Here is a 21,325-nt window from a genome sequence, read left to right as displayed (position 1 = left end):
GCTAGCCCCCACCTGCGACACCGGGTCTCGGGCAGTATCGGCGCATGAGCGAACTCCGCCGTCACTGGACACCGACCGCCGTGGTCTTCCTCGTGCTGGCCGTCGCCGGCCTCGTGGGCACCTGGACCTTCAACGCGCTCGCCATCGTGCAGATGCGCGACTTCGTCGGCGACCTCGTCTCGAGCGGCCCGGCGGTGTCGTCCATCACGGTCGATCTGCTGGTGGTCGCCATCGCGGGGAGCATCTTCATCATCGTCGAGGCCCGCCGCCTCGGCATGCGGTTCGCGTGGCTGTACATCGTGCTGTCGGGGATCACGGCATTCGCCTTCACGTTCCCGCTGTTCCTCGCCATGCGTCAGCGCCGTCTCACCGCCCGGGCAGCCGCCTCCCCCGCCGATCATCGGTGACGTCCCGCGACCGCCGGGGTGAGGGGCCGGACCCCGTCCCGTGGATGCGGCCACGGGACGGACTCCGGTCGTCACTGTTCGCCGGAGCGCTGCAGATCTACGGCACGACGAAGGCATCGCGCCGCAGATCGGCGTACCGGGGTTCTCGCGCCGGCCGTCAGCTCGTCGCGAGGCCCTCGCGCAGACCATCGACGAGCGGCGTCGTCGGACGCCCGAGCAGTCGAGACAGCGTCCCGTCGGTCTGCGACAGCGCCCCGCGTGCGATCGCGTCGTCGATGCCCGCGACGAACGCCGCCGTCCCGGCATCCAGTCCGGCCGCCTCGAGGCCGGCCGTGAGCTGCTCGATCGTGACCGCGGTGTAGGTCACCGGGCGACCCAGCACCTCGGTCGCCGCCTGAGCGAGCTCGTCGTACGTCCAGGCCACGTCTCCGCCCACTTCGAGCGTCTGACCGACCAGGTCGTCAGTGATGAGGGCGAGGGCCGCGGCCTCCGCATAGTCGCGACGGCTCGCACTCGCGACGCGCGCATCGCCGACCGCGGCGACGATCTCACCGGTGTCGGCGGCGCGGGCCACGGCATCCAGGTAGTTCTCCGTGTACCAGTTGTGGCGCAGCACCGTCGCGGACAGTCCCGAAGCGGCGATGGCTTCTTCGGTGGCCTTGTGGTCGGCACCCAGGGCGTAGTCGATCTCGTCGACGCGGGGGGCGCTGGTGTAGACGAGTCGCCCGACGCCGGCATCGCGTGCCGCGGCGATGACGTTGCGGTGGCCGCTGACGCGATCGGCGTCGGTGCCCGAGATGAGCAGCACGCGGTCGACACCCGTGAGTACGGGTGCGAGGGTCTCGGGACGGGCGTAGTCGAACTCGACGACGCTGACGCCGCGCGCGGAGAGATCGTCGGCCTTCGAGGGAGTGCGTACGCCCGCGACGATGTCGGATGCCGGCACACCGCGCTGCAGCAGTGCATCGACGACGAGGCGACCGAGCTGGCCGGAGGCGGCGGTGACGAGAAGAGTCATGGGGTGTCCTTTCGATGGGTACGCCGTGTGCAACCTGCGCCACGCCCGCGCATTCCGGAATGACGGTACCCACTTTCTGGTTAGGTACTCACATGACCGTTAGTCTTGCCGATCTTCGGGGTCGCAATCCGCAGATCTTCACCGACGGGTGTCCCACCCGCACCGTGCTCGACCACGTCATGGGCAAGTGGGGTGTGCTCGTGCTGCTCGCTCTGTCCGACGGCACCCAACGCTGGGGGGTCCTGCGTCGCAACGTCGCAGGGATCAGCGAGAAGATGCTCGCCAGCACGCTCAAGACGCTGGAGGGAGACGGCCTCGTCGCCCGCACTGCCTATCCCGAGGTACCGCCGCGCGTGGAGTACGCCCTCACCGACCGCGGTCGAGATCTCATGACTCGGGTCATCCCCCTCATGGAGTGGGTCGCCGACAACGCCGACGACATCGTCGCGCGGAAGGGGTGAGCCATGCGTTTTCCCGACATGCGCCAGGTGCGCGGAAGCTTGAATGTGCGCACTCCGCGCCGCGTCCCGCTCCTGCAGGTGGCGAAATCCGCCCTCGCAATCGTCGCCGCCTGGGTGCTGGCGGGCTGGCTCGTGCAGGGCCCGCCGCCGATCTTCGCGGCGATCGCAGCCCTCCTGGTCGTGCAGCCGAGCGTCAATCAGTCGTTCACCCGCGCCGTGGAGCGCAGCGTGGGCGTCATCGTCGGCGTCGTGATCGCGGCGCTGCTGGGGCTCGCCTTCGGTTCTCAGCCGTGGGTCGCTCTGCTTTCGGCCGGCGTCGCGCTGGTCGTGGCGTGGGCCGCCCGCATTTCGCCCGGCGCGACGAACCAGATCGCGATCAGCGCGCTGCTGGTGCTCGCCCTGGGCACCGCCACCCCGAACTACGCCCTCGATCGTGTGCTCGAGACGCTCATCGGTGCCGCCATCGGCATCGTCGTGAACGCGGTGCTGGTGCCGCCGGTGCTCGTGCCTCCGGCGCGAGAGAAGGTCGACACCCTCGGACGAGAACTCGCCGCCTCGCTAGAGCGACTCGCCGACGCGCTCGAGACTCCGCAGACCCCGTCATCGCTCGAGGGTCTTCTGCTCGAGGCGCGACTGCTGCGGCCGGTTCGAGACGCCGCGGCCGACGCACTCGGCGACGGCGAGGACTCGCTGGCCCTGAACCCCCGCAGCCGCCGCCACCGTACCGATCTCGCCGCGATGGGCGACCTGCTCGACCGGTTCACTCCGGTGGTCACCCAGACAGTGGGCATGACCCGTGCGGTCTACGACGGCTACGACGCGTCGATCGTCGACGAACCCGCCGTGCGCGCGATCGCCGAGCAACTGCATCGCGCGGCCCATGACGTACGCCTCGCATTCGGACTCGACACCGGCCCCGGCCGTGGCACCGAGCCGTCTGCCGCAGAGGAGCCCGCCCTCACGCGCCCCCTGCAGATCCAGACGCCGTCGCCGGCGCATTGGGTGCTCGTCGGGTCGATGCTCACTGATCTGCACCGCGTGCACGAGACGCTTCGCGGTGACGCGTTCTGACCGGCTCTCATCCTCTGCTGCGAATCTTCCCCGTGCGCGCCCTCACCGCCCTGCGCGCTGGTTGACTGGGCCGCATGGGTACCGCGATGTTCCCCCTCGGCGCCGTCCTCTTCCCGTACACGCCCCTGGCGCTGCGGATCTTCGAGGAGCGTTACCTCGTCATGCTCGGCCGGCTCCTCGACGAAACCGACCCGGCGTTCGGGGTCGTGCTGATCGAGCGCGGCACCGAGACCGGTGGAGGCGACCAGCGCTTCGCCCTGGGCACGATGGCGCAGCTGAGCCACGTGGTCCCACAGGCGGGGCAGATGCAGATCGTCGCGCGCGGAACCGAGCGGTTCGAGATCGTCGAGTGGCTCGACGACGACCCCTACCCCCGCGCCGACGTCCGGGCGCTACCCGAGCTGGAGTGGAACGATGCGCTGGCGCCGCTGCTCGAGGAGGCCGAACGGATCGTCCGACGCGTGCTCGCCCGTGCGAGGCAGTTCGGTGGTACACGGTGGGACCCCGAGGTCGAGCTGTCGGAGGAGCCGCTTCCCCGCGCGTGGCAACTGGCCGCGATCGCACCGCTGGGAGAACTCGACCAGATGGATCTGCTGCGCTCATCGACTCTGGGCGGGCTGCTGCGCGCGACGATCGACCTGACCCTGGCCGCTGAACCGCTGCTGGGCGATCCCGTGCCCGACGGCGTCATCGTGGTCGACGACGACAGCCCCGGCGACGACTGACGGCGGGCACCCTGCGCTCGCCACACGGGTGAGTATGTCAGCACCGCCCACCCGACGCGCCAGCTCGCGGCACGTCATAGACCCGGAGCGCAACCCCGCATGCCCGGGGCCCGGGGAGACCGCTTCCAGCGGCACCCCGGGCCCGAACGCCCGCTCAGTTCAGCTCACGCACCGTCGAGGGGATGACACCGTCGCGATAGAGGTCGATGGTGAGGTCCTGCAACGCGGTCAGCGCGACGCGCTGCGTCTGAGGGCCGTACGAGATGCGGGCCACGCCGAGAGCCTCGTACTCGGCCGCCGTGAGCGCACCGGGCACGCCGATGACGCTGAGCTTGCGATCTCCCAGCCCCTCCACCAGACGGCGGGTCGTCTCGGCATCCAGCTTCCCCGGGACGAACACCGTGGTGGCACCGGCGGCGAGGAACGCGCGACCACGCTCGACGGCATCCGCGATCTTGTCGTCGAGCGGACGGTCCCCGCCCTTGAGGAACACGTCGGTGCGCGCGTTCAGCACGAACGGGACGCCCTCGGCCTCGCCCGCCGCGATCACGGCCTCGACGGCGCGCACCGAATCGGCGAGCGGCTGCACCTTGTCTTCGACGTTCGCCCCGATCACACCGACGCCGATTGCACGGCGCGTGGTCTCGCCGGGGTTGCCGAAGCCGGAATCGAGGTCGGCCGTCACCGGCACGTCGACCGCGGACACGATACGGCCGACCATGTCGAGCATGACGTCGAGCGGTATGTTCTCGCCGTCTTCGTACCCGAAGGTCGCAGCGATCGAGTGGCCGGCGGTGGCAAGGGCTTTCGTCTCGGGCAGCGCCGCCACGGCCTTCGCCGAGATGACGTCCCAGATGTTGACGACACGGAGGATCTCGGGGGCGGAGTGAAGTTGGGCGAAAGTCTGGGCCCGTTCGGGAAGGGTGCTCATGCGTTTTCTCCTGTCGTGCGGACGGCGGTGTCGGCGATGGCCTCGGCGATGAGGGTCTCCCCCGCGCCGAATCGAATGAACCGACCGATCGTGGCCGGCTGCACGAGCGCAGCGGCGGCGACCGCCGCCACATCGGCCCGCGAGACTTCTCCTTCGCCCTGCGGCGCGGTGGTGATGCGCCCCGTCGGGGGGTCGAGCGTCAGAGTACCCGGGCCGAGGATCGTCCAGTCCAACTCACTCGCACGCAGGTGGTCGTCGGCGGCGAGCTTGGCGTCGGCATAGGCGAAGAAGGCGTCGTCGGGGTCGATCCCGTGATCGGGGGTCGACCCGATCCACGAGACCAGGACAAAACGCCGTACGCCCGCCTTGGCCGCAGCATCGATCGCGCGCTGCGCAGCATCCCGGTCGACGGCGTAGGTGCGCTCGGCGCTGCCCCCACCGGCCCCCGCCGACCACACGATCGCATCGGCACCCGAGAAGGCCTCCGCCATCTCGTCGACGTCGGCTTTCTCGACATCGAGAACGAGGGGCGTACCGCCCGCCTGCTCGATGTCACCGGACTGACCGGCGTCGCGGATGACGGACGTGGCCTCGTCTCCCCGATCGGCGAGCAGCCGCGCCAGGTGCAGCGCAACCTTGCCGTGCCCTCCGATGATCACGATGTGTTGCATGTCACGGTCCTCCACTTTTCGATCGATAATTCGAAGGCCACGTGGTCCACCCGGACGGGCGGTGCCTCATGCAGCGCAATCACCTCGCGCTGTGAGCGCCGCCGGGACAGGCGCGTTCACGGACCCGAGCATGACCCTACGCAGCACCTCCGACATCGGGCGGCGGGGTTGACGCCCTCAGTCCACGTCGCCGTCGACGTACACCCATCGGCCCCCGCGACGCAGGAAGCGGCTGCGTTCGCGCAACTCCCCCTCGACCCCGTGCTGACGCCACGCCGCACGGAACGCCACGACCGCGGCATCGCCGTCCTCCGCGGCGTGCTCGATCACGAGACCGTTCCACGACATGCCGTCGTCGACGTCGATGCGATCGGGTCGGGTGCGCGGATGCCATGACCGGGTGAGATGCGCCCGGTCACCGACGGCGAAGGCGGTGTACCGCGAACGCATGAGACGCTCGGCGCTCGGAGCGGGCGCACCGTCGAGGATCGGTCCGCAGCACCCCCCGAACACCCCGCCCCCGCACGGGCACGACGCGTCAGACGAGGGACGAGTGGATGCCGACCCGAAAGACATTCCGCCACTCTAAGCCGCGAGAGTCACGGCAGATCGCGAACGTGCAACAGCGAGCGCACCCGCAGGTTCCGGCGCAGATCCGGTCGCTGCCGGGCATCCACCACGACCGCCGCCCCCACCCCAGGAGGCACCGCTGACGTCGACCAGCCGACGGCACGCCTCCCGTTGCGCTCCGGTGTCACCCGATCCTCGACGACCAGCACCCGATCGCCGGGCGGGTGACGTCGCCGCATGCGACGAGCCCCATGGTCCTGCGCCGTGCCCGCGTGCCAGGATCGAACCCGTGACCGACCGCATCATGCTCCTCGACACCGCGTCGCTGTACTTCCGCGCGTTCTACGGCGTACCCGACAAGGTGAAGGCGGCAGACGGCACGTCGGTCAACGCCGCGCGCGGACTGCTCGACATGATCGGCAAGCTCGTGACGACGTACGAGCCCACCCGTCTCGTCGCGTGCTGGGACGACGACTGGCGGCCCGCTTGGCGCGTCGCGCTCCTGCCCAGCTACAAGGCGCACCGCGTCGTCGAGGCGGTGCCCGCGGGCACCGACATCGAAGAGGTCCCCGACCCGCTCGAGGCTCAGATTCCCGTGATCCGTGCGGCGCTGGAGGTACTCGGCATCCCGATCGTCGGGGCGGCCGAGCACGAGGCCGACGACGTCATCGGCACCCTCGCCACTCGCGCGGACGCACCGGTCGACATCGTCACCGGCGATCGCGACCTCTTCCAGCTCATCGATGACGACCGCGGCATCCGCATCGTGTACACCGCGCGCGGCATGAGCAACCTCGAGATCGTCGATGACGCCGCCGTCGTCGGCAAGTACGGCGTGCACGCCGCGCAGTACGCCGACTTCGCCGCTCTGCGCGGCGACCCCTCCGACGGCCTGCCCGGGGTGGCGGGGATCGGGGAGAAGTCTGCGGCGTCGCTTCTGGCCGCCTGCGGCGATCTCGACGGCATCCGGGCCGCCGCCGCCGACGGCTCCGCGGGCACTCCCGCCCAGCGCGCCAAGATCCTCACGGCGAGCGATTATCTCGACGTCGCGCCCGCGGTCGTGCGCGTCGCCCGCGAACTCGAACTCGCCCCCTACGACGACCTGATCCGTCCCGTCGACGAGGCAGCAGCGACGGCCCTCGCCGACACGTGGAACCTCGGCTCGTCGATGACGCGCGCCCTCACCGCGCTGCGGCGCTGATCAGCGCGAGCGCTCCAGCCAATCCCGCAGCTTCTCCAGCGGCCACGTCGTGACGATGCGGTCGACCGGCACACCGAGCGCCTCGGCTCTCGCCGCGCCGTAGTCGAGGAGCGACAGCTGCCCGGGCGCGTGCGCATCGGAGTCGATCGAGAACAAACACCCCGCCTCGATGGCCAGCGTCAACAGCGCGTCGGGCGGGTCCTGCCGCTCCGGACGCGAGTTGATCTCGACGGCGACACCCGAGTCGGCGCACGCCGAGAACACGGCCGCCGCGTCGAAGTCCGACGGCGGTCGCGTCCCCCGCGCGCCCTCGACGAGCCGTCCCGTCACGTGCCCCAGGACATCGACCCGCGCGTCCTTCGCTGCGGCGACCAGGCGCTTCGTCATGGGCCCGCGTTCCATGCGCAGCTTCGAATGAGCGGATGCCACGACCACGTCGAGTTCGCGGAGCAACTCGTCCTGCTGGTCGAGGCTCCCGTCGTCCAGGATGTCGACCTCGATGCCGGTGAGGAGCGTGAACCCGTCACCGCGGTGGCCGCGGACGACCTCCATCTGCGCGCGGAGGCGCTCCGGCGACAGTCCGTTGGCGACCGTGAGGCGCGGCGAGTGGTCGGTCAGAGCAAGGTACTCGTGGCCGAGTCCCCGCGCTGCCTCCACCATCGCCTCGATCGGGGTGAGCCCGTCCGACCACTCGCTGTGGCTGTGCAGATCGCCGCGCAGCTTGGCGCGCAGCTCCGCGCCACCCGTCGGCGCCGACTCGGCGCGCAGCGTCGCGAGACGCTCGGGCACGGCTCCCGCCAACGCCTGCTGGATGACGGTGAATGTCGAGTCGCCGATTCCGGGTCGCCGCCGCAGCGCCGGGTCGCGCAGCTCCGCGTCGCTGAGCCCCTCGATCGCGGCGGCCGCGGTGCGGAACGCCTTCGACTTGTAGCGCGACGACCTCTCCCGCTCGAGCAGGTACGCGATCTCGGTGAGCGCCTCGAGCGGATCCACGCGCTACTCCGACAGTTCTTTCGAGGTCCGTACCCAGTCGTCGAGCTTCGCCGCCGCCCGTCCGTCGTCGATGGCCGCTGCCGCGTCGGCGAGTGCTTCCGCGAGACGCTCGAGGATCGGACGCTGCACCTCGGCCGCATCCTGGAAAAGACGGAACGACACCAGACCCGCCGCCGCGTTCAGCAGGACGATGTCGCGGACCGGTCCCGTGTCGCCCGCGAGCACGCGCCGCACCACCTCGGCGTTGTGGTCGGGTGACCCGCCGAGCAGGTCGTCGATGTCGGCGACGGGGATGCCGAGATCGCGCGGGTCCAGGTCGTGCTCGTGCACGTCGCCCCGGCTGATCTCCCACAGACGGCTGTGCCCGGTCGTGGTGAGCTCGTCCAGTCCGTCGTCACCGCGGAACACCAGAGCGGTGGCGCCACGCGTGCGGAAGACTCCCGTGATCAGCGGTACACGGTCGAGGTGGGCCACCCCGACGGCGTTCGCCTCTGCGCGAGCCGGGTTGCACAGGGGCCCGAGGAAGTTGAAAACCGTCGGAACGCCGAGCTCGGCCCGTGTCGGACCGGCGTGGCGGAACCCGGGGTGGAACGCCGACGCGAACGCGAAGGTGATGCCTGTGCGATCCAGCGTCTCCGCCACTTTCTCCGGCGCGAGGGTCAGCGCGATCCCCAGCGACGACAGCACGTCGGACGACCCCGACGACGAGCTCGCGGCGCGATTGCCGTGTTTGACGACCGGAACCCCGGATGCGGCGGCCACGATGGCCGCCATCGTGGAGACGTTGACGGTGCCGAAACGGTCGCCGCCCGTTCCCACGATGTCGAGGACCTCCGCGCGCACGGGAAGCGGGACCGCCGCCTCGAGGATGGCGTCGCGGAAGCCGACGATCTCTTCGACGGTCTCACCCTTCGCGCGCAGCGCGATGAGGAACCCGGCGAGCTGCGAGGGTGTGGCCTCGCCCGCCATCACCTGTCTCATCGCCCACGTGGACTCCGACACGCTGAGGTCGTCGCCGGCCAGCAGCGAGGAGAGCAGATCGGGCCAGGTGAAGCGTTCCGCCATGGGACGATCCTTTCACACGCGTGTCGTCTCGCCGTGTCGCGATCCGGGCCTCCGGCGGGGGCAAGGCGAACCTGCTCCGTACCGGGGATTCCTTGCGGATTCTGAGGCTTCCCTAAGTCTCGACGATGGAATAACTCATGTTGGGGATGGGATGATCGGGCCCGCGGATCGCGCATAATGGAACGGTGACGACCTCAGCGACGTATTCCCAGGCCGTGCGTGCCGTGAAGCGACCCGACCCGGTCGCCGTAGGCACCATCGTGTGGCTGGGCAGCGAGGTCATGTTCTTCGCAGGCCTCTTCGCGATCTACTTCACCCTCCGCAGCACCTCCGCGTCCTTGTGGGCCGAAGAGACCCAGCTGCTCAATGTCCCCTTCGCGCTGGTCAACACGTTCATCCTCGTGTTGTCGTCGGTCACGTGCCAGATGGGCGTCTTCGCCGCCGAGCGGTACCAGCCGTACCGCACGGGCAAGGCCACCGGCTTCAAGCAGTGGGGAATGGTGGAGTGGTTCTACCTCACCTTCATCCTCGGCGCGGTCTTCGTGTCGGGACAGGTGTGGGAGTACGCGACGTTGGTGGCCGAGGGCATGCCCATCAGCGCCAACCCCTACGCCTCCGCCTTCTACCTGACCACCGGCTTCCACGCCCTGCACGTGACGGGCGGCCTCATCGCCTTCCTGCTCGTGATCGGCCGTGCGTACGCCGTGAAGAACTTCGGCCGGAAAGAGATGACCACCTCGATCGTCGTGTCGTACTACTGGCACTTCGTCGACGTCGTCTGGATCGCCCTGTTCGTCGTCATCTACTTCCTCAAGTAAGAGAGCTGTACTCCACATGGCACGCGAGAAGAAGACTCGTCGGTCGTCCGGGCGCCGTAGCCCCCTGGCCGCCGCCGCGCTGATCGGCATCGGACTCCTCCTCACCGGAGGTGCGTACGCCGGCGCCTCGGCCGCGATGGCCGCGACCACCACCACGCCCGTCAGCGAGGCCAATTCCGCGACCGCGGTCGAAGAGGGCGAGAAGCTCTTCCAGGCCAACTGCGCGACCTGCCACGGTCTCAACCTCGAGGGCAGCCAACAGGGACCCGCACTGTTCGGCGTCGGCGAGCTGTCGGTGCACTTCCAGGTCTCGACGGGCCGCATGCCGTTGCAGGCCCAGGGCCCGCAGGCTCCGGTCAAGCCCGTGCAGTTCACGGAAGAGCAGATCAACGCCATCGCGGCGTACGTGCAGTCCTCGGCCCCCGGACCCGCCTACCCCACCGAAGAGCTCGTCGACGGAGAGGGCGACCTCTCCCACGGAGCCGAGCTCTTCCGCATCAACTGCGCGATGTGCCACAACGTCGCCGGCGCCGGCGGCGCTCTGACCGAGGGCAAGTGGGCACCCGACCTGCACACGGTCACCCCCGTCAACATGTACGCGGCGATGGTCACGGGCCCGCAGAACATGCCGGTCTTCAACGACCTCAACCTCACCCCCGAAGACAAGCGCGACGTCATCTCGTACCTGATGTACGTACAGAAGACCGACTCCCCCGGCGGCTACGCCCTCGGGTCGCTGGGCCCGGTCTCCGAGGGTCTGTTCATCTGGATCTTCGGTATCGGGGCACTGATCGCCCTGACCGTGTGGATCACGGCGAAGTCCAACTGACCGTCGTCTTCGACATTACGTAAACGCACGAGGAGCACCATGGCACACGAGGACGACGCACTCGAGCACGAGAGGGCTTCCTGGAAGCCCGGCTCGGGCCTCGCCGTCGCGGTTCCCGACGCCGTAAACAACCCGGGCCTGCCCGGTCACCGTCAGCGGATGACCGACAAGGACCCGCAGGAGATGAAGCGTGCGGTCCGCACGGTCTACACCCTGTTCTACGTCTCGGTCGCGGCAAGCATCTGGGCGAGCATCGCCTACATGATCTTCCCGATCGAGTCGGGCGCGATGATCGACATCCGCTACAACAACCTCTTCATCGGGCTCGGCATCGCCTTCGCGCTGCTGGCGATCGGCATCGGCACCATCCACTGGGGCAAGTCGGTCATGTCCGACAAGGAGTACATGGAGGACCGCCACGCGACCCGTGGGCGCGACGAGGTTCGCGAGGGTGCGATCAACGTCTTCGCCGAGGCCGACAAGGACTCCGGCTTCGGTCGTCGCGAGATCATCCGCAACTCGATGTTCGCTGCGCTGGCGGCATCCATCATTCCCGGCATCACCCTCTTCCGCGGACTCGCGCCGCAGGATCAGGACCCCGTGACGATGCTGAGCCACACGATGTGGAAAGAAGGCATGCGCCTGTCGCACGACCCCTCCGGTCGTCCGATCCGCGCGGCCGACGTCACCCTAGGCTCCGCCTTCCACGTGATCCCCGAAGAGCTCGCCGGCCTCGGTCATGACGAGGGGTACCTCGAAGAGAAGGCCAAAGCCATCGTGCTGCTCATGCGCATGCAGCCCGAGCAGCTCAACCCCGAGACCAACAACCTCGACTGGTCGTACGACGGCATCATCGCGTACTCCAAGGTCTGCACCCACGTCGGTTGCCCCGTGGCACTGTACGAGCAGCAGACCCACCACCTTCTGTGCCCCTGCCACCAGTCGCAGTTCGACGTCGCCAACGGCGCGGCCGTCATCTTCGGCCCGGCTGCCCGTCCCCTGCCGCAGCTCCCCATCACCGTCGACGCCGAGGGCTACCTCGTCGCGCAGAGTGACTTCCAAGAGCCCGTCGGCCCCAGCTTCTGGGAGCGCTCATGAGTACCGGTACTCACCCCACCGAGAACGTCACCACCGAACCTGCCGTCTACTCCGGTCCGCCGCAGGCGCCCGCCGGTCGAGACGGCAAGCCGCTCGGGGGCCGTTTCGTCGGCGCCGCGGCGAACTACCTCGACGAGCGCACGAGCATGTCGGGCCTCGTCAAGGAGCTCGGTCGCAAGGTCTTCCCCGACCACTGGTCGTTCATGCTCGGCGAGATCGCCCTGTGGAGCTTCGTCGTCGTGCTGCTCTCCGGCACGTTCCTGACGTTCTTCTTCCAGGCGTCGATGGTCGAGACGCACTACAACGGTGCGTACGAGCCCATGCGCGGTATCGCGATGTCGGCAGCAATGGAGTCGGCGCTGCACATCTCGTTCGACCTGCGCGGCGGTCTGCTCGTCCGTCAGATCCACCACTGGGCGGCGCTCGTGTTCGTCGCCGGTATCGGTGTGCACATGCTCCGCGTGTTCTTCACGGGTGCGTTCCGCAAGCCGCGTGAGCTCAACTGGGTCGTCGGTTTCATCCTCTTCATCCTGGCGATGGCAGAGGGCTTCACCGGCTACTCGCTCCCCGACGACCTGCTGTCGGGTAACGGCCTGCGCATCATCGACGGCATGATCAAGGGTCTGCCGATCATCGGCACCTGGACCTCGTTCCTCCTCTTCGGCGGTGAGTTCCCCGGCACCACCATCGTCGGTCGTCTGTACACCTTGCACATCCTGCTGCTGCCGGCGATCCTCGTCGCCCTGCTCGCTGTGCACCTCATGTTGATGATCATCAACAAGCACACGCAGTTCGCCGGCCCCGCCCGCACGAACAGCAACGTCGTGGGCTACCCGATCATGCCGGTGTACGCCTCCAAGATGGGTGGCTTCTTCTTCATCACGTTCGGCGTGATCGTCTTGATCGCCGCACTGGTGACGATCAACCCGATCTGGAACTACGGTCCCTACGACCCGTCGCCCGTGTCGGCCGGTACTCAGCCCGACTGGTACATCGGCTTCGCCGATGGCGCGCTGCGTCTCGTGCCACCGCACCTCGAGTTCGTGCTGTGGGGACACACCTGGTCGTGGAACATCATCTTGCCGGTCGCCGTGCTCGGTCTGTTCATCGTCCTCGTGCTGATCTACCCCTTCATCGAGGCGTGGGTCACCGGAGACAAGCGCGAGCACCACATCGCCCAGCGTCCGCGTAACGCCGCAACCCGCACCGCCATCGGTGCCGCCGGTGTCACGTTCTACGCCGTCATGTGGGCCGCGGCGTCGTCCGACATCATCGCGACGCACTTCCACCTCACGATGGAGGGCGTCATCCACGCCCTCCAGGCCATGCTGATCCTCGGCCCGATCCTCGCCTACTTCGTCACTAAGCGCATCTGCATCGCGCTGCAGAAGAAGGACCGCGAGATCGCTCTGCACGGGTACGAGTCGGGTCGCATCGTGCGCCTGCCCGGCGGCGAGTACATCGAGGTTCACCAGCCTGTCGACGAGTTCGAGCGCTGGAAGCTCGTCGACAACGAGACCTACGAGCCCCTCGTCGTCCGCCCGAACGAGAAGGGTCAGATCCCCTGGCACGAGAACATCCGTGCCTCGGTGTCGCGGTGGTTCTTCGAAGACCGTCTGGCACCTCTCACGCAGGCCGAGATCGATGCTGCGGTCGCGCACCAGCACCACGAGCTCGACCACATCGCGCACGAGGAGGCCGACGAGATCGCCGGCGCCGATGCCCGCGCCGACGAAGACGGTCGTCCCCGCAACGCGGTCGGCGAGCGTGTCGAGGTCGAGATCCCGGCTCCCAGGGGACTCGGAGAGGCCAACCGCCCCCGCGGTGAGAAGAGCGAGTAAGACTCTTGAGTGAAGCCCCGGTGCTAAGGCACCGGGGCTTCAGTCGTATGCGGAGACCGGTCGTCGCGCCCGATCGACAGGGCGATTCCCCGACCTGAGGCCGGCAGGATGCCGCCGCCCCGTGGCATCCGGATGTCTTCCCGGTCTCCCGCCCACCGACCAGCGTGGGTTCTGGCAGGACGCCGCCCCGTGGCCTCCGGATGTCCGTCCGGTCTCCCGCCCACTGACCACCGTGGGTTCTGGCAGGATGCCGCGGCATCGTGGCCTCCGGGCACCTCCCCCGTCATGCGCCCGGTGTCTACCGTGGAGGGGTGACCGATGCACTCGAGTACTTCCGAACCCGCCTCGCCGTCGAGACCGATCCGTCCGACGTCTACGCCGCGCAGAAGGCCGGGGAGCGCTTCGTGCTCGTCGACGTGCGAGGGGATGACGCCTGGCTGCAGGGGCGTGTGACGGGCGCTCTCCACATGCCCTATCGCGTGATCGCGGATCGAGCTCCACGGGAGATCCCCCTCGACATGCCGGTCGTGGTCTACTGCTGGAGCCCCGGCTGCAATGCTGGCCAGAAGGGCGCTCTCGCTTTCGCGCAGCTGGGATACGAGGTGCGCGAGATGATCGGCGGCTACGAGTACTGGGTGCGGGAGGGACAGCCCTTCGAGAACGATGACGGGCCGTGCGATCGGGTGTTCGATGCCACCGTCATGGTCGTGCGACGCTGACGGCTGGGTACTCCGGCGCATAGGATGCCGGGATGCCTCCGCATCCTCCGATCACCCCTTTCGCGAGCGGTTTCCTGGAGCGGCCCGACGGTGCCCGACTGTACTGGGAGACCTCGGGCAACCCGCGGGGACGTCCCGCGCTGTATCTGCACGGCGGGCCCGGCGGCGGCCTCGGCCCTGGCGGCTACCGCCGTCGGTTCGATCCCGCGCTGCACCTCATCGTCGGCATCGACCAACGCGGGTGCGGCCGCAGCACGCCGTGGGCCTCTGACGACGTGTCCAGCCTGCGGACGCAGACCATAGTGCAGCTAATCGATGACCTCGAGGCCGTCCGCGTTCACCTCGGCATCGAACGGTGGCTGCTGCACGGCGTGTCCTGGGGATCCACCCTCGCACTCGCATACGCGCTCGCGCACCGCGATCGCGTGACAGAGATCGTCAACCTCGCCGTGACCACGGGCCACCGGTGGGAGATCGATTGGATCACCGACGGCGTTGCTCCTGTCTTTCCTGAGGCGCATGAACGCTTACGAGCGCCCCTGTCCGACGACGAGCGCACGATAGAGGGATACGCACGACTGCTCACAGATCCCTCGCCCGAGGTGCGCCGACGGGCCGCCGACGAGTGGGACGCGTGGGAGACCGCTCACATCTCGCTCGGGCCTCATGCAGCGCCAGGACCTCTGCATCCGGACGACCGGCACCGCCTGAACTTCGCCACCCTCGTCACGCACTACTGGGCGCATGACTGCTTTCTGCCTGGCGATCAGTCGGTCCTCGCACGAGCCTCCGAGCTCGCCGGGATTCCCGGGGTTCTGGTGCACGGGCGACGCGACATCAGCGGGCCCGTATTGACGCCGTGGCGCCTCCACCGGTCATGGCCGGGCAGCAGACTGGAAGTCGTCGAGGAGGACGGGCACGGCGGCCCGCGGAGCGCGGGGCTGGCGATAGAGGCGATGGACGCCTTTGCGAAAGCCGCGGCTCGATGACGGGACCTGGAGCGGTGTCCGCTCAGGCGGTCTCGACGTCTTCTGCGAACCACCGCGCGGCCGACCCGAAGAACACCGGGTCCACCGTGGTGGTGTCGTCGTCGTCGACGACGTCGCAGACAACGACCGTCACGTTGTCTCGCGTTCCCGCCTCGAGCGCCAGAGCGACAGCGGATGCCGCGGCCTCACGAGGGCCGGAGGCTTCGGCGATGAGCCGTGCGACGTCGGCCTCGGGCACGTAGTCGGTGAGGCCGTCGCTGCAGAGAACCCAGCGGTCTCCGATGCGCGGCGGACGCTCAGCGACGGAGACCACGTCTCCTTCGGCTCCGCCGAGAGAAGCGGTGATGATGTTGCGGCGGGGGTGCGCTGCGGCCGCCTCCGGCGGAATGATGCCGTGGTCGACCAGGGCCTGAACGTAGGAGTCGTCGCGCGTCTCGCGGGAGAATTCCCCATCGCGCAGAAGGTAGGCACGGGAGTCACCCGTATGCGCGAGGAGCAGGTCGCCCGTCGTGCTCAGGAAGATACCCGTGAAGGTCGTCGCCATGCCCTCGAGGGCGGGGTTGCGCTCGACATGCGCTCGGATGTCCCAATTCGCCTCGCGGATGCGCACGAGCAGGCCATCGGCATCGAGCCCTCCGCCGCGGGTTGCGACCAGGCGGTGCACCAGAGCCGCCGACGCAAGATCACCGGACGGGCCACCGCCGACGCCATCAGCCACCGCCGCACCCCAGGACGCCGCGAAAGCGGCGTCCTGGTTGGTGGGACGATGGGCGCCGGCATCCGAGACGGCGGCCGTTATCAGCCGAACGGGCACAGGATCAGCGTGCGAAGTACCCGCGGTAGTACTCGTACACCCAGCCGACGATGGCAATCACGAAGACCGCGAAACCGACGGGCACGAGCCAGCTGCCCACAGCGAGACCGATCACAGCGATCGCCGCGGACGCCGCGAGCACGATGGGCCACCACGACCACGGGCTGAACTCGCCCATCTCGGGGTCACCGTCATCGATGTCGGCCGTCAGGGTGTCCTCGGGCAGCTCGCCGCGCTGGGACTTGAGGACACGACCGATATAGAACGCGATCATCGACGACATGAGCCCGAGGAACCCGAGCGCAACCGTGCCGACCCACTCGACACCGCCGTGCTGGATGAGGCTCCAGACGGTGTAGACCGCCGCGATGAGGAACGAGAAGACCGCGAGGATCCACCAGAGATTGACGTTGGTACGCATGGACTTACTTGACCTCTCCGGCAGCAGCGTCGACGACAGGTGCATCGGGGGCGTCCTTGGCCGGACCCACGCCGACCGGGATACCGGCTTCGGGGTGGTTCAGGTCGAACGCGGGACGCTCGCTGCGGATGCGCGGGATCGAGGTGAAGTTGTGGCGCGGCGGCGGGCACGACGTCGCCCACTCGAGCGATGCTCCGTAGCCCCACGGGTCGTCGACCGTCACGCGCGGTGCCTTACGGGCGGTGATCCACACGTTCAGCAGGAACGGGATCATCGAAGCGCCGAGGATCATCGACCCGACGGTGGACAGCTGGTTCTCCCATGCCCATCCGTCGGCGGCGGCGTAGTCGGCGTATCGACGGACCATGCCGTCGACGCCGAGCCAGTGCTGGATGAGGAAGGTCATGTGGAAGCCGACGAACAGCATCCAGAAGTGCACCATGCCGAGACGCTCGTTGAGCATCTTTCCGGTCCACTTGGGCCACCAGAAGTAGAACCCGGCGAACATCGCGAACACGACCGTGCCGAACACGACGTAGTGGAAGTGCGCGACCACGAAGTACGAGTCGGACAGGTGGAAGTCCAGCGGAGGCGACGCCAGGATCACGCCGGTGAGACCGCCGAAGACGAAGGACACCAGGAAGCCCAGGGCGAAGACCATCGGCGTCTCGAAGGTGACGGATCCACGCCACAGCGTGCCGATCCAGTTGAAGATCTTCACGCCCGTCGGGACCGCGATGAGCATCGTCATCAGGGCGAAGAAGGGCAGCAGCACGCCGCCGGTGACATACATGTGGTGCGCCCACACGGCCACCGAGAGAGCGGCGATCGCGATGGTGGCGTAGACGAGGGTCTTGTACCCGAAGATCGGCTTACGGCTGAAGACCGGGAAGATCTCGGACACGATGCCGAAGAACGGCAGCGCGATGATGTACACCTCGGGGTGACCGAAGAACCAGAAGAGGTGCTGCCAGAGCAGGACACCACCGTTCTCGGGGCTGTAGATGTGGGAGCCGAGCACGCGGTCGGCGGCGGCGGCGAAGATGGCGGCCGCCAGCACGGGGAACGCGAGCAGGATCAGGATGCTCGTGATCAGCGTGTTCCACGAGAAGATCGGCATGCGCCACATGGTCATACCGGGTGCGCGCATGGTCAGCACGGTGGTGATGAAGTTCACTGCACCGAGGATCGTGCCGAAACCGCTGATGCCGAGGCCCAGCATCCAGAGGTTTCCTCCGACGCCCGGCGAGAAGCTGGCGTTGGCGAGCGGCTGATAGGCGAACCACCCGAAGCCGGCCGCACCCTGCGGGGTGAGGAAGCCCGAGACGGCGATCGTCGAACCGAAGAGGAAGAGCCAGAACGCGAACGCGTTCAGACGGGGGAACGCCACGTCGGGCGCACCGATCTGCAGCGGCAGCAGCGCGTTGGCGAAGCCGGCGAACAGCGGCGTCGCGAACATCAACAGCATGATCGTGCCGTGCATGGTGAACAGCTGGTTGTACTGCTCTTTGGTCGGGATGATCTGCATGCCGGGCTCGAAGAGCTCAGCACGGATGATCAGCGCCATCACGCCACCGAGCATGAAGAACAGCACGGAGGCGATCAGGTACATGTACCCGATGGTCTTGTGGTCGGTGGAGGTGATCCACTTGACGACCAGGTTGCCCTTCTGCTCGACACGCGTGGTGCTCAGCAGTGCGGCTTGACGCGGCGGGAGAGTCGTCGGCCGCGAGGGGCCCGTCCCCTGGAGCGGAAGCGTCGTGGCCATGATCACTCGTTCCCTTCGGTACCGGTCGTCGTCAGGTTCTGCAGACGCGACAGGTCGCTGATGTCACCGACGTCGCCCGCACGGCGCAACGAGTCGAGGTAGTCCTCGTACTCGGCCTCGCTGACGACCTTGACGTTGAAGAGCATGGCGGAGTGGTACTCACCGCACAGCTCGGCGCACTTGCCCTCGTACGTGCCCTCACGAGTCGGCATGAACGACCACTCGTTGTCGCGGCCGATGTACATGTCTTTCTTGTAAAGGAAGTCGATGATCCAGAACGAGTGGATGACGTCGCGCGAGCGCAGGTCGATCTTGACCGTCTTGTTCACCGGCAGGTAGAGGGTGGGCACGTCGTCGAGGTCGTACCCGTCGGAGGTGGCGATCGCCTGCACACCCATCGAGTAGACGGCGTCGGAGTTGTCTTCCTCTTCGCCGTTGTACTGGAAGTCCCAAGCCCACTGCTTGCCGTAGGCGGTGATCGACACGTCGGGGTCGTCGTACTGCGTCTCGAGCGTGTTCTGGTCGCGCGCCGTGAAGGCGAAGAAACCGACGACCAGGATCAGCGGGACGATCGTGTAGAAGATCTCGACCGGCATGTTGTAGCGCAACTGCACCGGCAGACCGGACTGGCCCCGGCGACGGCGGTACGCGATGACCGACCACAGCATGAGACCCCAGGTGATGACGCCCACGGCGAGGAGCACGATCCACGAGTTGACCCACAGACCGGCGACCATGTCGGTGTGGTTCGTGGCGGGCGTTCCGTCATCGACGAAGCCGGGCAGGAATCCGTGCAGCTGGGTCGTGGTGCAGCCCGAGAGGAGTGCGACGGACGCGATCCCGAGAGGGAGCGCTGCCCAACGAAGGCGACGTTTGGAGGGCACAATGCACCTTTCCGGGTCGTGGATGAAGCTTTGACAGTCTACGGCAACCTCTTACCGTTCTCAGGCCATTCGTCCAGTGCCGAGACATCGAGAACCCCCGGATTCCACGGTGTGATCCGTGGTCCCGGGGGTTCTCGAAAACGACGCCGTACAACGGCGGCAGAGCTCAGTGGAAGCTGTCACCGCAGGCGCAGGAACCCTGCGCGTTGGGGTTGTCGATCGTGAAGCCCTGCTCGGAGATCGTGTCTTTGAAGTCGATGCTCGCACCGTCGAGGTACGGCACGCTCATGTCGTCGACGATGACCTCGACGCCGTCGAAGTCGACGACCTTGTCACCGTCGAGGTAGCGCTCGTCGAAGTAGAGCTGGTAAATGAGTCCGGAGCATCCGCCGGGCTGGACGGCCACGCGCAGACGCAGGTCGTCACGACCCTCCTGCGACAGCAGGCTCTTCACCTTGTCGGAGGCGGCGGCGGTCAGGCCCACGCCGTGCTCACGGGTGTCGGCGGGCGACAGAGTGGTGTCGGTCATGGCGATGCCCTTCGGGTTGATCGGTCGCGGGGACGTATGGAGTCTACGCCGATCCCGCCCCCGCGGCCCCGTCAGACGGTTCGGTCGTTCAGCCGTGTCAGCAGGAGCGCCTCGGACACGAGGGCGTTGCGGAAGGTCTCGAGGTGCAGCGACTCGTTGGGGCTGTGCGCCCGCGCATGCGGATCCTCCACTCCCGTGACGAGGATCTGGGCGGCCGGGAACTCCCGTACGAGGTCGGCGATGAAGGGGATGGACCCGCCGATACCGACATCGACGGACTCGACGCCGTACCCCTCCGCGAAGGCCGCACGCGCTTCCTCGACGGCCCACCCGCTCGTGTCGACGAGGAACGAGTCGCCGCAGTCGACGTCGCTGAACTCCAGGCGCGCGCCGAACGGGGCGTGGGCGCGTAGGTGCTTCTGGATCGCGGCGAACGCCTCGTCGGCATCCTGTCCGGGAGCGACACGTGCGCTGATGACGACGCTCGTCTCGGGAGCCAGGGTGTTGGATGCTGCAGACACGGGCGTGGCATCCCATCCGGTGATGGTGATCGACGGCTTGTTCCAGATGCGGCTGAGGATCGAGTCGCGCCCGATGGGGGTGACTCCCTCGAGCAGGCCCGACTCCGCACGCAGCGTCGACTCGTCGTAATCGGGAGTCGCGCCCTCGCGCACCGCGAGGCCGTCGACGGCCACGGCGCCGTCGTCGTCCCACAGGGTCGCGAGCAGTTTGACCGTGGCGAGCATGGCATCCGGGACCGCGCCGCCCATCATGCCCGAGTGCGAAGCGTGCTCGAGCGTCTTCACCGTCAGGGTGAAACGGGCGTTGCCCCGCAGGGACACGGTGAGCCCGGGGGTGCGTTCGTCCCAGTTGCCGGAGTCGGCGACGACGATCACGTCGGAGCGGAGCACGTCGGCGTTGTCGGACAGGAACTGCGCGAACGACCGGGAGCCGTACTCCTCTTCGCCCTCGACGAAGACGGCGAGGCCCAGGTCGAGGTCGTCTCCGAGCACCTCGGCCACGGCACGGATGGCACCGACGTGGGCCATGATGCCGGCCTTGTCGTCGGCGGCGCCGCGACCATAGAGACGCCCGTCGCGCACCGTCGGCTGGAACGGCGGGGAGTCCCACAGCGCCTCGTCACCCGGGGGCTGCACGTCGTGATGCGCGTACAGCAGCACGGTGGGGCGTCCGTTGCGCGCGGCGCGCGACGCGAGCACGGCGGGCTGTCCCATCTCATCGGTGCCGGGGATGGCGGCGCGCGCAACCTTCACCGTGTCGAAGACTCCCGTGCCCTCGAGAAGGGCGGCGACGGCGTCGGCGCTCTGCGCGAGCGCGGACTGGTCGAACGCCGGCCACGCGATCGAGGGGATGCGCACGAGGGAACCGAGATCGGCGAGGGCTGCGGGGATGCCGGAGTCCGCTGCATTTTGCACAGCGTCCTGCCGGGACAGGTCGAGGGTCATGCGGGTAATCTTAAATCTCCTGATCAGCGAAGCACC

General features: G+C 68.0%; 23 protein-coding genes. 11 read left to right on the top strand and 12 right to left on the bottom strand.

Annotated elements, in window-relative coordinates:
• Positions 1-44 precede the first annotated feature (44 nt).
• Positions 45-407 carry a DUF2834 domain-containing protein gene (locus ACXKZF_RS06245; protein WP_243222689.1) on the top strand — a complete coding sequence of 121 codons (363 nt, stop codon included), beginning with the start codon at positions 45-47 and terminating at the stop codon, positions 405-407.
• A 157-nt stretch (positions 408-564) separates the two neighbouring features.
• Here ACXKZF_RS06245 and ACXKZF_RS06240 read toward each other — a convergent pair whose 3' ends face one another.
• A complete protein-coding gene (locus tag ACXKZF_RS06240) occupies positions 565-1,425 on the bottom strand; it encodes an SDR family oxidoreductase (protein ID WP_488985715.1) in 861 nt (286 codons plus the stop codon).
• Positions 1,426-1,517: 92 nt separating this feature from the next.
• Here ACXKZF_RS06240 and ACXKZF_RS06235 point away from each other — a divergent pair, with 92 nt between their 5' ends.
• The 3 genes from ACXKZF_RS06235 to ACXKZF_RS06225 all read left to right on the top strand — a co-directional run bounded on the left by ACXKZF_RS06235 (position 1,518) and on the right by ACXKZF_RS06225 (position 3,682).
• A complete protein-coding gene (locus ACXKZF_RS06235) occupies positions 1,518-1,886 on the top strand; it encodes a winged helix-turn-helix transcriptional regulator (RefSeq protein ID WP_055957370.1) in 369 nt (122 codons plus the stop codon).
• Positions 1,887-1,889: 3 nt separating this feature from the next.
• Positions 1,890-2,957, top strand: a complete 1,068-nt coding sequence (locus ACXKZF_RS06230; RefSeq protein ID WP_488985714.1) for an FUSC family protein — start codon at positions 1,890-1,892, stop codon at positions 2,955-2,957.
• A 74-nt stretch (positions 2,958-3,031) separates the two neighbouring features.
• Entirely contained in the window at positions 3,032-3,682 is a 651-nt protein-coding gene (locus ACXKZF_RS06225; RefSeq protein ID WP_488985713.1) for an LON peptidase substrate-binding domain-containing protein, read from the top strand.
• 154 nt (positions 3,683-3,836) lie between these two features.
• On the opposite strand, the gene ACXKZF_RS06220 is transcribed toward ACXKZF_RS06225, so the two are convergent.
• The 3 genes from ACXKZF_RS06220 to ACXKZF_RS06210 form a co-directional block, all read right to left on the bottom strand.
• Entirely contained in the window at positions 3,837-4,613 is a 777-nt protein-coding gene (locus ACXKZF_RS06220) for an isocitrate lyase/PEP mutase family protein (protein ID WP_488985712.1), read from the bottom strand.
• The gene (locus ACXKZF_RS06215) at positions 4,610-5,284 is read right to left on the bottom strand and encodes an SDR family oxidoreductase (protein WP_488985711.1); all 675 of its coding nucleotides are present in this window, start codon (positions 5,282-5,284) and stop codon (positions 4,610-4,612) included. Before ACXKZF_RS06215 ends, ACXKZF_RS06220 begins: the two co-directional genes overlap by 4 nt.
• Positions 5,285-5,461: 177 nt before the next feature.
• Positions 5,462-5,860, bottom strand: a complete 399-nt coding sequence (locus ACXKZF_RS06210) for a YchJ family protein (protein ID WP_055957381.1) — start codon at positions 5,858-5,860, stop codon at positions 5,462-5,464.
• A gap of 283 nt (positions 5,861-6,143) precedes the next feature.
• Between ACXKZF_RS06210 and ACXKZF_RS06205 the strand changes: the two genes are divergently transcribed.
• Positions 6,144-7,055 (top strand): 5'-3' exonuclease, encoded by a 912-nt coding sequence (locus ACXKZF_RS06205; RefSeq protein ID WP_488985710.1) that lies wholly within the window; start codon positions 6,144-6,146, stop codon positions 7,053-7,055.
• Here ACXKZF_RS06205 and ACXKZF_RS06200 read toward each other — a convergent pair whose 3' ends face one another.
• Both ACXKZF_RS06200 and trpD read right to left on the bottom strand, forming a co-directional pair.
• Positions 7,056-8,048: a PHP domain-containing protein gene (locus ACXKZF_RS06200; RefSeq protein ID WP_488985709.1), complete on the bottom strand. Its 993-nt coding sequence runs from the start codon at positions 8,046-8,048 to the stop codon at positions 7,056-7,058.
• A 3-nt stretch (positions 8,049-8,051) separates the two neighbouring features.
• The gene (gene trpD / locus ACXKZF_RS06195; RefSeq protein ID WP_055957390.1) at positions 8,052-9,113 is read right to left on the bottom strand and encodes an anthranilate phosphoribosyltransferase; all 1,062 of its coding nucleotides are present in this window, start codon (positions 9,111-9,113) and stop codon (positions 8,052-8,054) included.
• A gap of 185 nt (positions 9,114-9,298) precedes the next feature.
• Between trpD and ctaE the strand changes: the two genes are divergently transcribed.
• The 6 genes from ctaE (at position 9,299) to ACXKZF_RS06165 (ending at position 15,407) form a co-directional block, all read left to right on the top strand.
• On the top strand, positions 9,299-9,931 hold the full coding sequence (ctaE, locus tag ACXKZF_RS06190; RefSeq protein WP_183417929.1) for an aa3-type cytochrome oxidase subunit III: 633 nt from the start codon (positions 9,299-9,301) through the stop codon (positions 9,929-9,931).
• Between the two features lie 16 nt (positions 9,932-9,947).
• Positions 9,948-10,760, top strand: coding sequence for a cytochrome bc1 complex diheme cytochrome c subunit (gene qcrC, locus ACXKZF_RS06185; RefSeq protein WP_055957397.1), 813 nt, complete (start codon positions 9,948-9,950; stop codon positions 10,758-10,760).
• A gap of 39 nt (positions 10,761-10,799) precedes the next feature.
• Positions 10,800-11,858 carry a cytochrome bc1 complex Rieske iron-sulfur subunit gene (qcrA, locus tag ACXKZF_RS06180; protein ID WP_488985708.1) on the top strand — a complete coding sequence of 353 codons (1,059 nt, stop codon included), beginning with the start codon at positions 10,800-10,802 and terminating at the stop codon, positions 11,856-11,858.
• Entirely contained in the window at positions 11,855-13,699 is a 1,845-nt protein-coding gene (gene qcrB / locus ACXKZF_RS06175; RefSeq protein WP_488985707.1) for a cytochrome bc1 complex cytochrome b subunit, read from the top strand. Before qcrA ends, qcrB begins: the two co-directional genes overlap by 4 nt.
• Before the next feature lie 311 nt (positions 13,700-14,010).
• Complete coding sequence (locus ACXKZF_RS06170) at positions 14,011-14,418, top strand: rhodanese-like domain-containing protein (RefSeq protein ID WP_488985706.1); 408 nt, start codon at positions 14,011-14,013, stop codon at positions 14,416-14,418.
• A gap of 32 nt (positions 14,419-14,450) precedes the next feature.
• Complete coding sequence (locus ACXKZF_RS06165; RefSeq protein ID WP_488985705.1) at positions 14,451-15,407, top strand: alpha/beta fold hydrolase; 957 nt, start codon at positions 14,451-14,453, stop codon at positions 15,405-15,407.
• Positions 15,408-15,429: 22 nt separating this feature from the next.
• On the opposite strand, the gene ACXKZF_RS06160 is transcribed toward ACXKZF_RS06165, so the two are convergent.
• From ACXKZF_RS06160 to ACXKZF_RS06135, 6 genes are all read right to left on the bottom strand, one after another.
• Positions 15,430-16,221: a PP2C family protein-serine/threonine phosphatase gene (locus tag ACXKZF_RS06160; RefSeq protein ID WP_055957413.1), complete on the bottom strand. Its 792-nt coding sequence runs from the start codon at positions 16,219-16,221 to the stop codon at positions 15,430-15,432.
• A 4-nt stretch (positions 16,222-16,225) separates the two neighbouring features.
• On the bottom strand, positions 16,226-16,642 hold the full coding sequence (locus ACXKZF_RS06155; RefSeq protein ID WP_055957416.1) for a cytochrome c oxidase subunit 4: 417 nt from the start codon (positions 16,640-16,642) through the stop codon (positions 16,226-16,228).
• A gap of 4 nt (positions 16,643-16,646) precedes the next feature.
• Positions 16,647-18,410 carry an aa3-type cytochrome oxidase subunit I gene (gene ctaD / locus ACXKZF_RS06150; protein ID WP_183417936.1) on the bottom strand — a complete coding sequence of 588 codons (1,764 nt, stop codon included), beginning with the start codon at positions 18,408-18,410 and terminating at the stop codon, positions 16,647-16,649.
• 2 nt (positions 18,411-18,412) lie between these two features.
• Positions 18,413-19,294: an aa3-type cytochrome oxidase subunit II gene (ctaC, locus tag ACXKZF_RS06145; RefSeq protein ID WP_183417937.1), complete on the bottom strand. Its 882-nt coding sequence runs from the start codon at positions 19,292-19,294 to the stop codon at positions 18,413-18,415.
• A 166-nt stretch (positions 19,295-19,460) separates the two neighbouring features.
• Complete coding sequence (locus tag ACXKZF_RS06140; RefSeq protein WP_055957426.1) at positions 19,461-19,823, bottom strand: HesB/IscA family protein; 363 nt, start codon at positions 19,821-19,823, stop codon at positions 19,461-19,463.
• A gap of 71 nt (positions 19,824-19,894) precedes the next feature.
• A complete protein-coding gene (locus tag ACXKZF_RS06135) occupies positions 19,895-21,289 on the bottom strand; it encodes a dipeptidase (RefSeq protein ID WP_488985704.1) in 1,395 nt (464 codons plus the stop codon).
• Positions 21,290-21,325: the final 36 nt, after the last annotated feature.

The sequence above is a fragment of the Microbacterium sp. ABR10 genome (genome assembly GCF_057812175.1).
Note: the sequence above shows the minus strand (reverse complement) of the source record. Positions and strands in the feature narration are given on the sequence as shown.